This is a genomic window from Bradyrhizobium sp., from assembly GCF_027451485.1.
Classification (GTDB): domain Bacteria; phylum Pseudomonadota; class Alphaproteobacteria; order Rhizobiales; family Xanthobacteraceae; genus Bradyrhizobium.
On record NZ_DAIDJE010000175.1, the window covers coordinates 21,584 to 36,859 of the forward strand.

General features: G+C 61.8%; 12 protein-coding genes. 3 read left to right on the top strand and 9 right to left on the bottom strand.

The features are described 5' to 3' along the window. Positions 1-524 precede the first annotated feature (524 nt). Entirely contained in the window at positions 525-920 is a 396-nt protein-coding gene (locus NEZ08_RS21190) for a helix-turn-helix transcriptional regulator (protein ID WP_298111345.1), read from the top strand. Positions 921-1,590: 670 nt separating this feature from the next. Here the strand turns inward: NEZ08_RS21190 and NEZ08_RS21195 are convergent. Then, positions 1,591-3,948, bottom strand: coding sequence for a DUF2235 domain-containing protein (locus NEZ08_RS21195; protein WP_298111348.1), 2,358 nt, complete (start codon positions 3,946-3,948; stop codon positions 1,591-1,593). 293 nt (positions 3,949-4,241) lie between these two features. Between NEZ08_RS21195 and NEZ08_RS21200 the strand changes: the two genes are divergently transcribed. Further along, entirely contained in the window at positions 4,242-5,063 is an 822-nt protein-coding gene (locus NEZ08_RS21200) for an enoyl-CoA hydratase (RefSeq protein ID WP_298111351.1), read from the top strand. Between the two features lie 211 nt (positions 5,064-5,274). Here the strand turns inward: NEZ08_RS21200 and NEZ08_RS21205 are convergent, their stop codons facing one another. The 6 genes from NEZ08_RS21205 to NEZ08_RS21230 form a co-directional block, all read right to left on the bottom strand. Continuing rightward, positions 5,275-6,669 (bottom strand): DHA2 family efflux MFS transporter permease subunit, encoded by a 1,395-nt coding sequence (locus NEZ08_RS21205; protein WP_298111357.1) that lies wholly within the window; start codon positions 6,667-6,669, stop codon positions 5,275-5,277. Between the two features lie 4 nt (positions 6,670-6,673). Continuing rightward, positions 6,674-6,997 (bottom strand): hypothetical protein, encoded by a 324-nt coding sequence (locus NEZ08_RS21210; protein WP_298111360.1) that lies wholly within the window; start codon positions 6,995-6,997, stop codon positions 6,674-6,676. Positions 6,998-7,018: 21 nt separating this feature from the next. Next, a complete protein-coding gene (locus NEZ08_RS21215; RefSeq protein ID WP_367278446.1) occupies positions 7,019-7,633 on the bottom strand; it encodes a MarR family winged helix-turn-helix transcriptional regulator in 615 nt (204 codons plus the stop codon). A gap of 568 nt (positions 7,634-8,201) precedes the next feature. Continuing rightward, on the bottom strand, positions 8,202-9,281 hold the full coding sequence (locus NEZ08_RS21220; RefSeq protein WP_298111362.1) for an isocitrate/isopropylmalate dehydrogenase family protein: 1,080 nt from the start codon (positions 9,279-9,281) through the stop codon (positions 8,202-8,204). Between the two features lie 144 nt (positions 9,282-9,425). Further along, positions 9,426-10,496 carry an alcohol dehydrogenase gene (locus NEZ08_RS21225; RefSeq protein ID WP_298111364.1) on the bottom strand — a complete coding sequence of 357 codons (1,071 nt, stop codon included), beginning with the start codon at positions 10,494-10,496 and terminating at the stop codon, positions 9,426-9,428. Positions 10,497-10,571: 75 nt separating this feature from the next. Then, positions 10,572-11,768: a CaiB/BaiF CoA-transferase family protein gene (locus tag NEZ08_RS21230; protein ID WP_298111366.1), complete on the bottom strand. Its 1,197-nt coding sequence runs from the start codon at positions 11,766-11,768 to the stop codon at positions 10,572-10,574. Positions 11,769-11,971: 203 nt separating this feature from the next. Between NEZ08_RS21230 and glgA the strand changes: the two genes are divergently transcribed. Beyond that, a complete protein-coding gene (gene glgA / locus NEZ08_RS21235; protein ID WP_298111368.1) occupies positions 11,972-13,390 on the top strand; it encodes a glycogen synthase GlgA in 1,419 nt (472 codons plus the stop codon). A gap of 14 nt (positions 13,391-13,404) precedes the next feature. Here the strand turns inward: glgA and NEZ08_RS21240 are convergent, their stop codons facing one another. Further along, complete coding sequence (locus tag NEZ08_RS21240; RefSeq protein ID WP_298111370.1) at positions 13,405-14,661, bottom strand: MFS transporter; 1,257 nt, start codon at positions 14,659-14,661, stop codon at positions 13,405-13,407. A gap of 90 nt (positions 14,662-14,751) precedes the next feature. Continuing rightward, the gene (locus NEZ08_RS21245) at positions 14,752-15,255 is read right to left on the bottom strand and encodes a PRC-barrel domain-containing protein (protein ID WP_298111372.1); all 504 of its coding nucleotides are present in this window, start codon (positions 15,253-15,255) and stop codon (positions 14,752-14,754) included. Positions 15,256-15,276: the final 21 nt, after the last annotated feature.

Below are 15,276 nucleotides of genomic sequence, written 5' to 3' on the forward strand. Positions count from 1 at the left end.
GGGCGCATGGCTGCGCCCGTTTTTGCCTGGGCTTTGCCGTCCCGCGCGCTGCTGCACCGCGAAAACCCGGCAGCGTAACACCTGCCGGGTTAAGGCGGGTGCAGCCTGAGGGTATAGCCGCGGGATTCCGGTGCACAAGGCCAAACGCGGCAAAAAGTCCCGCACCGCCAACGCAAAGCCAGGTTGTAGTATCCCTCGCTGCTTGCCAAGATAGCCGGACGATCCTTAGGTATGAAAGTATTGGGGAAATGAGCCTACTCGAGCACGCTTCGTTCGATCGCCTGCACGACACGCGGTCAGATGGCCCCTCGAAGATCTGCCGCTCTTGTCGCATTACGAGTATCATTCAACTTTGACGGCCGTTAAGGTTGCCGCTAGAAGAGCTGGATATTCTGTAACTTTCCGGATTTGAGTGTGGATTTTGCCTATTAGAAGCCTATTAGAGAATAAAGTCAGTAACCCGTAAATCGGAAGGCGCCTCCGGATATTCAGGCGCTTCAACGAGTGAGGATGGTAGAACCAGTATGAACAAATCGATCGCCAAAAAGATGAAACAACGCAGCGCGGGCAAGCCGGATATCGAGCTCGGCAAGCGCATCCGTTTGCGGCGTGTAGAGCAGAAGATTTCTCAGGCCGAGCTTGGGGAAAAACTTGGCGTCAGTTTCCAGCAGGTTCAAAAATATGAGAAGGGCGTCAATCGCGTCGGCGCCGCCCGCCTTCAGCAGATTGCCACTGCGCTTGATGTGCCGGTCACCTTCTTCTACGACGGCGACAACAAGGCCCGTGAAGTTGAGAGCCTGTTGTTCCTCGACAGTGCCTTCAGCCTGAGATTGCTGCGCGCCTATTCGAAGATCAAGGATCAGACGGTGCAGCGCCAACTCGTCTCGTTGATGGAATCGATCGCCGCGAACGAAGACTGATCTGGCGGCAACCGGGTGACCTGAGCCGCAGGCACGGCCGATCGGGGCCAAAAGAAGCTGGCGCGCAACTGCCGCGCCACATGATCGGCTTCCCCGGGCGGTGATAGCCCTGACACAGGCGTCGCCGACGATCCTCGTCAGCGCCGCTGGCGTTAGGAGCCCGGTGGCGCAGACGGCACGGTAACCGGCGACACCGTCCTCGAGGCGCAGCCGAGCGAGGCCGGTTTCTACGTGCGATCCCTTACCCGGCGCCCCTCAGCTTGCACGAGGTCGAGCAAGTTACGGTGGTGCCCCGGCCGCATTTTGAACAGACCGCCATACACTGATTCAGATCCTTCGGATTGTAACCAGGGAACAGATTGATCGCGCAACTGTTCGAGGTCGAACCTGTAACGTCGGTCTCTTGCTGGCAACCGGCCATGATCATCAGGGCGAGAATGGCAATGATAGGTCGCATGAGATTTCTCCCATCAAATCGACCTGAGAGCCTAAACCAAACCCGCTAAGTCTTTGTTAAGGACGTTGGCGATCCGTGCATTGGGCTTACGGCAGGCGACGACGGCAGCACGACCTCTATCGCCCTGCACTGCGCCCCCACGAACGACCGCTTTGCGCCCGGAATTCTTCGCACGATAGCGCGACTGCCGACGGCGACATCCTTTCTCCGACATTATTTGACGAAAAAGCTAATGCATCCGCTGTTATCGCCATAGAACGGCTGCCATCCGGGAATTGGGGTCACGGCATCATTGACGTAAAGAAAGAGTTCTCCCGGCACCTTCGGCGAAACGTATTCGGAGATTCTCGTGAACCTCGGGTCTGGATCTGGTTCCAGGAAATCGAACTGACTGCCAATGGCTCCATAGCGGGCGACCGGCTGAAACCAGGGCTGTCCGTAATGTCGCTTCAGAGGCAGCAGTAGCGCGCTCCAAATCATCGCAGTAACGCTCAGCGTTGAACCGCGTTCGTTGCGGAACGTATCGTACCCCCGCGCATCCGTAGAAACACTGCCGTTGACAAGCCTTTCGTCGGGAGCCGCGGTACAGGAGCCCGCCGACTTGTAGTTCTTGTATTCCCTATTAAGTTCGGCGATGTCGGGCGTGGTCCAGACGAAATATCGTTGGAGACGTGCGAGTCGGTAGCCGGTTGCAAAACACGGATTGGAAACATCGAACGAAAACAGGATCCCGTTGGCGGGAATGTCCCTCAAGTTCTTGCTACCGCTGAACTCGCAAACGAACCCGGCGTCATCAACGGCGGTGAACAACCAGTGGCTCGGGATGGTCACGATCGCATAGACGATGGCAACGGCCGATAAAGCGGGTCCCAGGTAGTCGCGCCAGCTTGACCGAATGCCGACCAAGACTCGATCTTTGACATTGAGCTCGTTGGTGGGACGTTGTGCCGGCGCCGGCTGACGATGCGCGAGCGCGTCTCTCCAGAGCAAGCCCATTTTGTCGGTAATGTCAGCCGCAATTCTTACACTGCTCCACAAAAGCACCAGCAGCAGCATGGCCAGGATCAGAAACATCCACGGATACTGCGCGTATGAAACGAGCCAGGATGAGGCCCATCCCGGCAAGAACCCACTGCCTGTCTGGATGAGATCGGAAACCCACGCGAGTCTGTTTCGATTGACCAGAAGGACATTGGCCCGGCCCGTCATCGGAAAGACGATGAAGAATGCGGTCGTCAGCACCGTCGCCAGATACAACAGGGAACGCAGATAGACGCGCGGCCAGATCGCGCGCCGCTCTAATACCACTCTTGCCTCGGCATCCGCCTGCCGCTCAAAAAGAACGGGCGAGCCGGCATCTGACGTTGGCAAAGCGTCGATCCTGAAATCAGAATCGATGCCGTTTGGCTTTGGCACGTTGATGACGATCTCATAATTGTGCGGAATGCCGATCGGGGCATAAACATGTGCGTTGTTTTTGATGCGCCAAAATACGCTTTCGTGAATCTTTGGCGCCGCCACATATACTTCATCATTCAGTGTTCGCGAGAAACGCTCGTTGCACAGCCGCGAAATTCGTCTCGGGCCGTAGCGATAGTAACTGCCAAATCCGCTCCGCGAATCGTACAGCCGCCCGTCCTTGTCCTGCGCTTCCTTGATCTCGGCAATGGCCTCTGGATTGGCGGTCTTGAAGGTCAAACCGCAAGCCTTGGCTTCCTGGGCGATCCAGTACAGCGGTATTTGTGCAAGGGAATCGTCCGGATAACCGCCGCCGACATTCGCATGAACGCCGGCAAACCAGACCTGGGAGATCCTCTCGTCTTTGGTAAACCTGGATGAACCTGTGTGCGGACTTTCATTTCTCTCATTCCACAGCACCGGGTGGAATGTCGTCCGTTCGTCGTCAAGCGACAACGCGTGGCATGCCCGCCGGACGCTTGGGTGCAGGGTGTGCGAGGGGATTTCCAGCGGCCACAGCCATTGGCTGACGCCACGCGTCATCTCGTCGATCGGCAGCCCGTAGGCTGCAACGGTGTCCCAGACGCCGAGAAAACGGATAACGGGTACGTTCCGATCCGGAGGCACAACACTTTTCTCCGGTGCATCTTTGCCAAGCCATTGCTTGATCCGTTTAAGGATCAGGCTCCAATTCGTATGGAAATGCCTCTTGTGATAGGCGCGATAGGCCTTGTGCGCTTGCCGATCCAGTTCCGTCTCGGAGATGGCGCCTGCGGGGATAAGCCCTTGATCGAGGATCAGGCCGATCACCACCCGAATGGTGAAGGCGCCACGGCTGAATCCGAAGCCATAGATTTCGTCATTCGCTTCGCGGACATTTCGGCAAGCGAATTTATAGAGCGAGATCACGTTCCGGCGGAGGCCCACGCCGAACGCCCCGCCCAACAGAGCCAGCGGCTTGAACGACGACGTGCCGACCCCGTCATCGTAATATGCGATCTGATCATTGCTCGACAGCTCCAGCGCAGAGAACATGCGCCAAACATTTGTTCGCCAGAAGCTCGCCGAGGAATTACCCGTCCCGTCCGAGAGCAAAATGATGCGCCTGGGCATGAAATACCCCCTGCACGTGCCGAACTGAATTGACGGGACGCAATCATCCCGGAGCGGCAATCGCGAATCACGATCGATGAAACAGGCAGCAGTTCAAATTTGAGCTCCGGCATTATGCCCATTGCAAGGCAATGCGCACGTCTCCTTTGTCCCGGCCGGACCGTCCCATACTTTCTTGCTCCGCAAGACGGGTTGCCGAAGCGCGATACGGGTCTGAGCCCCGGCCGCCATTGCGGCTTCCGCCAACCGGTGCTTGATTGCGGGCGTAAAGCAATCCACCCGAAGGCTCCCCAATGCTCGACACCCCAGCACAAGACCAAGACTCCTATGCCGAGGGCAAAATCCTCAAAAGCGTCGTCGACGGCGTCGGCATCGTCACCTTCAACAATCCGGACAAGCGCAATGCCATGTCGATCGAGATGTGGGAGGGGCTGGGTACGGCGCTCATTGAATTGCGCGAGGACGACGCCGTACGCGTGGTGATTTTGACCGGTGCCGGCGACAAGGCCTTCATGTCAGGCGCCGACATCAGCCAGTTCGAGAAAAACCGCCACAACGCGCAAGCCGCCGAAGCGTATAACCGCCAGAGCGATAGCCAGCGCACATTGCTGGCCGAATTTCCCAAGCCAACGATTTCGTGCATCCGCGGCTTTTGCCTCGGCGGCGGCTTGCAAGTGGCGATGCTGACCGACATCCGCTTCGCCGCCGAAGGCAGCCAGTTTGGCATTCCCGCCGCCAAACTCGGCATCGCCTACGGCTTTGAGGGCCTTCGTCACCTGGTCTCGCTGGTCGGACCGTCCCAGGCGCGGCTTATCCTGTACACCGGGTTGAGGATCGATTCCGCTGAAGCCTTGCGGATCGGGCTGGTCGATCGCGTAATCGCGGATGGCAAGTTGTGGGACGAAACGCTGGAGGTCGCCCGAACGATTTCCGCCAACGCGCCGCTGGCAGTGAAGGCGGCCAAGATCACCATCGCTCAGGTGCTGAAGGACAAGGACGAACGCGATATGGAGGCGATCAAGGCGATCGGTACCGCCTGCATGGACTCGGAAGATTTCCGCGAGGGGCGCCAGGCCTTCATGGAAAAGCGCAAGCCGCAGTTCAAGGGGCGGTGATCGCTTCCCAACCTCCTTCATTCCGGGATGCGCCGAACGGCGCAGGCCCGGAATCCATCGCGCCGCGGAACGAGTAGCCAGGTTCGGTCATAGGGACAGGCGCTCGCTTGAGCCCTTATTTGCCCCTACGAAGTTGTGGCACCTGATTTTGCCTTTGCCACCTCTCGTGGCCGGGCAAATCACCGGCAGCTCTCCAGCCTTTCCGCTCTCGTCACAAGCGTTGGACTCTGTTCGGAAGGCGCAGGGCGGCGGCACACAAAGCGAGGTGGAAGCCGCAGAGCAGGATAAACGCGGCCCCATAGGCGTTCGAAACCGGCGCCGTGGTTTGGGCGGCGAGACGCCAGCCGAGAAACGTCGCGCAGATCGTCGTCAGCGTCGGTCCGCCCATGCGCATGACGATATTAAGGGCGGTCGCCGCCATCGGCATGTCGTCCCGCTTCACCGAGGTGTAAGCCGCCGAGATCGACGGAATGCCGATACAGCTCAAGCCCGTGCCCCGCACGAACAGCGCGGCCGCGGCGGCGACGTCGGCAAGGCCGTGACTGGCGAGAAAGACGAAGGGTAGCGTGCCCGCGAGAGCCGTCAACGCGCCGCCGGCCGACACGTTGCGATTGCCCAGCCGCTCCACCAGCGACCCCACGAACGGATAGGTGCACATCATGCCGAGCCCCTGCGCGGCGAGCAGCAGCCCGGTGTCGCTTGGCGACAGACCGCCGACCCGCGTCAGGAAGACCGGGACCAGCATCTGCCCGGCGTAGGAGCTGCCCACCATCAAAAATTGCGTGACCACGGCGGCGGAAAAAATCCTGTCCCGGAACAGCCGCAGGTCGATGAGCGCATCGTCCTTTCGTCGTCTCGCCCACCAGGCGAAGACGGCGAACAGCAGCGTGGAAATCGCAAGCGCCGCAAGGCCCGACGGATCGGTCGTCCGTTCCGATCCATAAAGAAAGAGCACGACGCTCGGCGACAGCAGCGCGAGGCCGATCAGGTCGAGGCCGCGCGGCCTCCTCTTGTATTGGTCGTGCGGAAGAAACAACGCGGCGAGCACGAGCGCGAGCGCGCCGAACGGCAGGTTGACCAGAAACAGCCAGCGCCACGATGCATACCGCAACAGCGCACCCGCGATCACCGGCCCGAGCAGCGGCGCAAGCAGGATCGGCATCGCGGCGAAACCGAACACGCGCGCCATGCGCTGGCCCGCCGCGCGCACCATGATCAGTTGCGCCATCGGCGCCAGCAGGCCGCCGCTCATGCCTTGCAGTACGCGAAACCCGATCAGGGAATTTGCCGACCATGCCAGCCCGCAGAGCGCGGACGTGAGCGTGAAGGCCGCAAAGCACCAGAGGTAAAGCGCCTTGGCGCCCATGCGATCGACAAGCCAGCTGCTCAACGGCAGGGTAAGCGCAAGCGCCAGCAGATAGCCGCTCGTCACCCACTGGACGTTCGACAGCGTCGTATGCAGTTCAAGCGCAAGGCTCGAAAGCGAGACGTTGACGATGGTCGCGTCCATTTGCGACAAGAACGCGCCCAGGATGGCGACGGACGAAATTCGCCAGAGCTGACTGGCCGGCGCGGCATCGCGCTGATCTTCGTCGGTTGCTGCCATCGGCTCACTCCGGCGAATTGCCGCCGTGGAAGCGGCCGAAGTGGCGCGCGGCGAACAGGCCCATCAGGAGAAAACCCAACCCCAAGGCCACGGCATCGAGGGTGGAGCGCAGGTCGAAGGCGCCGACGCGGCATATCAAAACATAGGCGACCGCCAAATTGAGCGCGCCCCAGGCCGCGTTGACGGTCGAGGTGGAAAGCCCCTCGCCGGGCGGCCTGGCGAAGGGGCTTTGGAAGGGACGTCCCATCGAGCCGCTGGCGAAGTGCGGAACGGCATTGGAAAGAAACGCGCCGCCGAAAAAATAGGACACGAGATACAGCCAGTCCATGGTCCACCTTCCCTTGTCTGATCAGAAGTCGGCCAGCTTGCCGAGCAGCTTGACGGCGGCGGCAAGTTGCTTTCGTTCGCGGGGCGTCAGTTGCGCCTGGATGGCGCGGAACAGCCAGTCCTCGCGCGCCAGCCGGCCGGTCTTCAGCACTTTGACAAAGGACGGCGTGAGGCTGACAAAGGTCTGCCGGCCGTCTTCGGGGTCAGCCTTCCCGCTCACCGCGCCTGCCGCTTCCAGCGCCGCCACCGTGATCCGCATCGACTGCGGACGCACGCCCTCGGCGCGCGCCAGCATCGACACGGTCGCCGGGCCATTGCGCTCCAGCCTGAGCAAGACAGATTTCTGCGCGTCGTTGAAATCCCCAACGTCGGCCTGCTCGCGCAAACGGCGCTTCAATCTGGAAAACACGCTCCGCAACTCGCCCACCAGGGCGACGGCTTGTGTTGCTTCGGAACTCGGGCGGGTCGCGCTCATGAGCCCAACGCTGGCATATATACAGCCTACCTGTACAGTTTTTCTGTTAATCACATTCACGCTAGGGACCGGCGGTTTGCTCTTGACAGCGATCGGCGCCGAACAACTGATTTGCCCGTCGTGCCAATCTGTCGCAGGCGCTTTGCTTGTGCCGTCGGGCAAATCAGTGGCTTTACTTCCCCGTCTCGCACCCGAAGAGAGGGGCGTATCGCGATCGTCACGAACGTTGGGTGCGGGATGCGATGGACGCTTGTCGTGCGCAAGACGAACGCACGATGCGCGGACGGCGAAGTCGTGTGGTCCTGATATCCCGACGCCGATATCAAGTTGGCGCGATGCTGCGGCAATCACGCCCGCGATGGTGGCAAGAAAGCCCGGTCACCAAGGAGAGCACGGAATAAGTCGTAAACTGTCGCGCGGGGAATGCCGGAACGTTTTCGGCGAACCTGCGGTGACTACACTCGTACGCTTTTCTTTTGCGTGCGAGGCTGCGGGCGCGCCAAACGCCCGGCATTCCCCGCGCCCTCTTCTCATCAAGAGGGACAATGTTTTGAGAAACCCGGGCGCGAAATCGCGCCGCGGGAGGGATGGATCATGTCTTCCCGTCATTCCGGGGCGCGCGTTAGCGCAAACCCGATATCCATGTGCCCACGTGACGCGAGGAGAAATGGCTTCCGGGCTCGATGCTTCGCATCGCCCCGGAATGACGAGAAGTGAAAGGGTGCCTAACCTATAACGCCGCCAGCACGGCGTTGCCGATGTCGGCGGTGCCGTTCTTGCCGCCGAATTCCGTCGGCCTGATGCCTTGCGCATAGGCCTTGTCGACCGCGCGTTCGATGCGTTCGCCGGCCTCCGCCGCGGTTTCGAGGCCATGTTTGCCGGCGAGCCAGTCCAGCATCATCGCGGCAGAGAGGATCATGCCGGTCGGGTTGGCCTTGCCCTGCCCCATGATGTCGGGCGCGGTGCCATGACAGGGCTGGAACACCGCATAGCGGTCGCCGATGTCCGCCGACGGCGCCATGCCCATGCCGCCGACAAGGCCTGCGGTCAGGTCGGAGAGGATGTCGCCGAACATGTTCTCCGTGACCATGACGTCGAAGTCCCAGGGGCGCTTCACCAGCAAGGCCGAACAGGCATCGACGTAAAGACGGTCGGCCTTCACATCCGGATGGCGTTTGGCGGCTTCGTCAAAGATTTCACGAAAGAACGCGAAGGCCTTGAAAACGTTGGCCTTGTCGACGCAGGTCAGCGCGCCGGGCCGACCGCGCTTCTTGCGCCGCTCGGCGAGTTTGAAGGAAAACTCGAACAGCCGCTCGGAGGTCTTTCGCGTGATGACGAGGGTCTCCCGCGCATCCTCATGGGTGATCACGCCTTTTCCCATCGAGGCGAACAGGCCTTCGGTGGATTCGCGGATCACCACAAGGTCTATGCCGCGCTGTTCCGCGCCGACGATCGGACTCGGCACGCCGGGAATGAGGCGTGCCGGGCGCACCCCTGCGTAGAGATCGAACAGCATGCGCAGTTCGATCTGCGGCGCGATCTCCGTGTTGTCGGGATAGCGCACGGACGGCAGGCCGCAGGCGCCGAGCAGGATGGCATCCGCCTCCTCGCACAGCCGGATCGTGGAATCCGGCATCGACCTGCCGGTCTCGCGGTAATGGTTCGCCCCGGCCGGCGCCTCGGTGAAACGGAAGCTCAGGTGCGTGGTTTTCTCGATTTGGCGCAGGATTTCCAGCGCCGGCTCCATGACTTCGGGACCAATGCCGTCGCCGGGAAGCACGGCAATATGGAACGCAGTATTGGCAGACATAGAGGATCCCTGGATCTTGTTTTTGGTGGTCTCATGGCTCGAGAGGCGTGGTGTTACCACGCTCCTCACTCGGAGTGTGAACCTCATCCTGAGGAGCGCACGTCGGCAGGCATCTTGAAGGATGAGGCCGGGCCGTCGACGGCCTTACGGCGTCAAAATCGCCCGTCCGACCAACCGGCCCTCCTTCAGGCTGGTGAGCGCATCGTTGGCCTTGGCGAGCGGCATCGGCGTCACCGGGATTGGCGCTATCTTCCTGGTGCGCACGAGATCGAGCAATTCCTCGGTTTCGCGCAAATTGCCAACGTAGCTGCCCTGGATGGTGATCGCCTTGATCGGGATCAGCGGCAAGGCCCAGGGCGCGCCGCCGCCGAACAAGCCGACGATCACGAGCTTGCCGCCCTTGGTCAGGCAGTCGAAGCCAAGCTGCGCGGTCTTGGCATTGCCGACGAGATCGATCACCGCGCGAATCGGCTCGCCGGCCTTTTTGGCCAATTGCTCCAGCGCATCGGGTGCGCCGCCGTCGACCGTTGCCAGCGCCCCCGCCGCTTCCGCCGCTTCGCGCTTTCTCGCGTCGATGTCGACGACGATCGCGCCCTTGCCGCCCATCGCTTTCAGCAGCGACAGCGCCATCAGGCCGAGGCCGCCGGCGCCGAAAATCACGATCGGACTGTCGAACGCGGCCTCCACTTTCTTCAGCGCGCTGTAAGTGGTGACGCCGGAACAGGCGTAAGGTGCGGCGGTGACGGGATCGAGTCCCTTCAAGTCGATCAGGTATTTTGCATGCCGTACCGTCAAATGGTCGGCATAGCCGCCGTCGCAATAGACGCCGAGCGCGCTCGGCTTGACGATGCACATGTTCTCGTCGCCGCCGAGGCAGGTCTTGCATTTGCCGCAGCCGAGCCAGGGATAGGCGAGCACGATGTCGCCGACTTTAAGGCCGTGCTTGTCGCTCTCCGTCAATTCGGGGCCGAAGGCGACGATTTCACCGACGGTTTCGTGTCCCATCGTGAGCGGGAGCGACACGCCGCGATCCTTGAGCGACAGCGGCTTGCGGCCATGGCCGAGATCGTAACCGCCTTCCCAGATGTGGAGGTCGCTATGGCAGACGCCAGCAGCTTTCACCTTGATCAAGACCTGCGTGCCGGAAGGCTGCGGCGTCGGCTCGTCCATTTCCTTCAGCGGCGCGTTGAACTCGGCGACCCTAAAACTCTTCATCGTTTCGCTCCCGTATGTTCATTGTTGGGTTTGATAGGCCGGAAACCGCGTCCGTCGCAAGGCCGGCAGACGGCCTCAAGCCGGCGGCGATTTTTCGGAGATCGCGGCCATCTGATGTTGCGAAAAACCCGCCTCTCCGAGCACTGCGCGCGTGTGTTCGCCGAGCGCGGGCGCGCGTTTTCCGGCCGAAACCCTGGCGCCGGACATCCGGAACGGCAGGTTCACGACCTTGAAGGAGCCGCCGCCGTCTTCCACCTCGGCCAGCGCGCCGCGATGGACAAGTTGCGGATCTTCCATCGCCTCGGCGACGGTTCGATACGCCGAACAGGGCACGCCATGCTCGGAAAGATCGGCGAGGCATCTTTCGGTCGTGACGGTGCGCGACCAGCTTTCGACGCCATCCATCAGTTCGTTCCAGTGACGTCGGCGGTCGGCATATTTCGCAAAACGGAAATCGCTGATCCATTCGGGGCGCCCGGCGGCACGGACGAGGCCCTGAAAGGTCTTTTCACTGGCGATCGCCACCATGACATAGCCGTCGGCAGTCTCGACCGGGCCGAACATCGGGCGACTCGGCGGAGGCAACTCGAATTGCGCCGCTTGGACCTCGGTCGGCGTCAAGGTGAGCATCGATTCCAGCATCGATACGTCGATGTGCTGGCCTGCGCCGGTGAGGGAGCGCTGGTAGAGCGCCGCCGAAATCGCGCCAAAAGCATAGACGCCGGTCAGGACGTCGGCGTGGTAGATCCCGCAATAGTCCGGCCGGTTTCGGCCTGGTTGATAGGTAAGATGCGCGATATCGTAGCCGGACGCCGCGTGGATCACCGGCGCATAGGCCGGCAACGCCGCCGACGGACCAGTCTGGCCGTAGCCGGAGATCGAACAATAGACGAGCTTCGGATTGAGCGGCCGCAAGGACGCGTAGTCGAGTTTCAGCCGCAACATCACGCCGGGCCGGAAATTCTCAACGAGAATATCGGCGCCTTTCACCAGACGATGGACGACCTCGATCGCTTCAGGCGTCTTGAGATCGAGCACGAGGCTTTTCTTTCCGGCATTGAGCTGACCGAACAGGCTCGAGCAACCATTGCGGACAGGCGGACGGATTCGCATCGTCTCCCCGTCGGTCGGCTCGACCTTGATGACCTCCGCGCCCAAATCCGCCAGCATCCTCGTGCAATGCGGACCGGCAATGGTGGTCGAGAAATCGAGCACGCGCAGGCCGTGGAGGCTCCCTGTCGCATTCCGCTCATCGATTTCCGTTATCGTCATCGAGGAACTCCCCTTCTGGACTGGCTGACCGCCACCGATTCCGACGGGACACTAAAGCGAGCTGGCGGCGCAGAAAAGCGCACAGGCCAACGAGGCGCCGGTGAATCGCTGTTGATGCGGCAACTGCCTATGCGGTCGGCGGCATGGAGATTGGAACTGATCTTGCATAGATCGCGTTAGCGACGGCAGCGTGCGAGGGCGTTGTGCGAGTCCTGTTTGTTACGACGGAGATGGATGACTTTGTCCGGGTCGGAGGCCTGGCGGCCGTGTCCGCCGCTCTTCCCCGGGCACTCAGGCGCTGGACCGACGTCAGGGTCTTGCTTCCCGGCTACAGCGAAGTTGTCGAACAATTCACGCATATCGACATCGTCGGCCGGTCGCCGCCACTTGCGGAGATGCCGGCCTGCTCCCTTGGCCTCGGCGCGACGAAGGACGGCCTGCCGGTCTACGTGGCTTTGTGTCCAGAACTGTACGATCGGCCCGGCAATCCCTATGCCGACGAGAGCGGCCGCGACTGGCCGGACAACGATATCCGGTTCGCGCGCCTGGCCTCTGTCGCCGCTGAACTCGCCGCTGGCAAGCTGGACGAGAATTGGGCAGCCGAACTGGTCCACGCCAACGACTGGCAGGCGGCCCTTCTCCCGGCCTACCTCGCCTGGAACGGCAGCAAGATCCCGAGCATCCTGACCATCCATAATCTGGCGTACCAGGGCCTGTTCGCGAAGGATTCGTTGCGACGGATCGGGGCGCCAGCGGACTCCTTTCACATCGACGGGCTCGAATTTTACGACAAGCTGTCGTTTCTCAAGGGCGGCCTCAACTATGCCTCGCATCTGACGACGGTCAGCGAGACCTATGCCAGGGAGATCACCACGCCCGAACTCGGCTGCGGCCTCGAGGGCCTGCTTCGGCGCCGCTCGGACGCCGCGCAACTGACGGGCATCTTGAACGGCATTGACGAAAGCTGGGATCCGAGCGCCTGCACCCAGTTGGCCCAGCCCTTTGGCGCCGGCGACTGGGAGGGCAAACAGGCGAATGCGGACTACATCCGTCAGCAATTCGGACTTGCCTTGTCGCGCGGCCCCCTGTTCGGCCTCGTCGCACGTCTCGTACACCAGAAAGGTATCGACCTCGTGCTGTCGGCCACCGACGAAATCATCAATGGCGGCGGGCAGATCGTCGTCACCGGCCGCGGCGAGCCCGAAATCGAGCAAGCGCTGGTTGCCGCGCATCGGCGGCGGCCTGACGCCATCGGCGTTGCCATCGGCTTCAACGACGCGCAGGCGCGGCGGATATTCGCCGGCAGCGACTTCACGCTGATGCCCTCGCGGTTTGAGCCGTGCGGGCTGAGCCAGATGTACGCCCAGCGCTTCGGATCGTTGCCGATCGGCCACCAGACTGGCGGCCTCGCCGAGACGATTACCGATGGCGAAACCGGGTTTCTGTTCTCGCAACCCTCGACAGAGTCCTTCGTCGGCGGCCTTCGTCGCGCCTTTTCGGCCTTCTTTGCGAAGGATCGCCTCGATGCGATGCGCCGGAGCGCAATGGCACGGTCCTTCAGTTGGAGCGTCTCGGCAGCCTGTTACGGCGCGCTCTATCGCAAGACCGTCGCGCTTAGGTGACGGTATTACCAACCTTACCTTCGGCCGCTTTGCGGGGGCGGCCGGGTTTCCGGCATCGCCAGCCAGATGACGACAAGGCCGACCGCCGCGACTGTGGCAAGCCCGGCAAACGCAACGCTGCTGCCAAACTTGTCGCTGGCGTAGCCGGCGAGCACGGTGCTCAGTGACGCGCCGATCCCGGTGGCGGTACCGACGACACCTTGGGCGAGGTTGAAATGGCCGCTCCCGAAGGCGACGTCCGCAACGACGAGCGGAATCAGGACGCTCAATACTGCCGCAGTGACGCCGTCGAGTATCTGGACCGCAACCAGAAAATAAGGATCGCGGACGACCGCAAACATGATGCCCCGAAGCGCAAGCGCGCCAAATCCGAACATAAGCAAAGGCCGCCTTCCCCATACCTGCGCCGTGCGTCCGACCGAGGGCGATGTCAGCGCGACGATCGCCTGCGGCACGATGATACAGGCGGCGATGAGAACGGTGGCCCATTGGCTCGATCGGGTGGTGACGATGCCTGCCATCAGCGGTAACATCGAGGCGTTGGCCATTTGCAACAGCAGAATGCTGCCGGCAAAGATCAGAAGAGGACGCTGACGCAGCAAAACCAGCGCACTGGTCGATTTCGCGCTCGGCGCAGTCGGCGGCACGGATCCATGCGCGCGGGCGGCGTCGACCTCCCGTTCGCGGATGCGCGCCAGCGCGAGCAGGGTCGGAATTGCCAACGCGAAGGCGACGAGAAACACTGAACGGCTCGACAGCAGATAGCCGCAGGTCCCCATCAGGGCGGCGGCGACGCCGTTGCCAAGCGAGGCGAAGCGCGCGTTGCGTCCCAACCGCTCGCCGATCGCCCAAGGTCCCACCAGACCAAGACTGATTGCGGCGATCGCCGGGCCAAGCACGCAACTGGCCGCGGCTTGCAGCGTTGCGGCGGCCGCGATCACCGGATAGATCGGCCATGCCGCATAGGCGAGCGCGGCGCATCCGATCGTCGCGATGGCAAGGCCCGCGACCAGACGCTCCGATTTCGCCGCATCGATAATCGCCCCGCCCGGCATCTGTCCGATCAAGGCGATGATGCTGCCGATCGAAAGGATCGAGCCGATCTCGACTTGCGTCCATTTCTGCGTAGTCAGGTAGACCGCAACAAACGGCCCGAAACCGGTCTGCACATCCGCGAGAAAGAAGATGAACCAGTCGAGACCACGAAGACTTTCCCGCGAGGGATGCGGCAATGCATTTGGCGTCACCGGTTCGGAGTCAGAGCGAACCATCCGATTGTCATGATCCAATTGTCCCCGCTCCGTGGAGCGAGCGTGTTGATGTCGGGAAGAAGATTGGCGCGCAAACATTGCTCCGCCGTCTCACTGGTGATCGTATTGCCACGGTTTGAGGCTGCCGGCGGCGCCGAGCACCACGATGGGTGTGCCTTCCTTGTATTCGGGAGCTGCCATCACCTGCTCCTTCGTCAGATCTAGCGTGATGCTGTCGCCCTTCTTGGCGACTCCTCCAAAATGCAGTGCATTCCAGTCGACGACGATCTTCCGGCTGCCAACCCCAAGAAAGCCGCCAAAATCGATCACAGCGGCCCGGACCGTCCCCTCACGATCTACGATGACATCGACGATACGTCCCATATCCTCGCCTTTCGGGCCTCGAACGTCTCGTCCCAAAACGCCATGGGCTTCGCTCGCACCGATGATGGTGACGGACGCTGGCGGCGGTGGCTCTTTCGGAGCAGCAGGTGGAGCAGATGGTTGCTGTTCTGCAGATGGAGGTGCCGCGGAATCACCTTCGCCCCAGGAACGGGCGGCGTACAGGCTGGCGACACCTATGATCGCGAGCGTGAACAGAATTCTGGCGCGCATCTCAACCCTCGCTTGATTGCC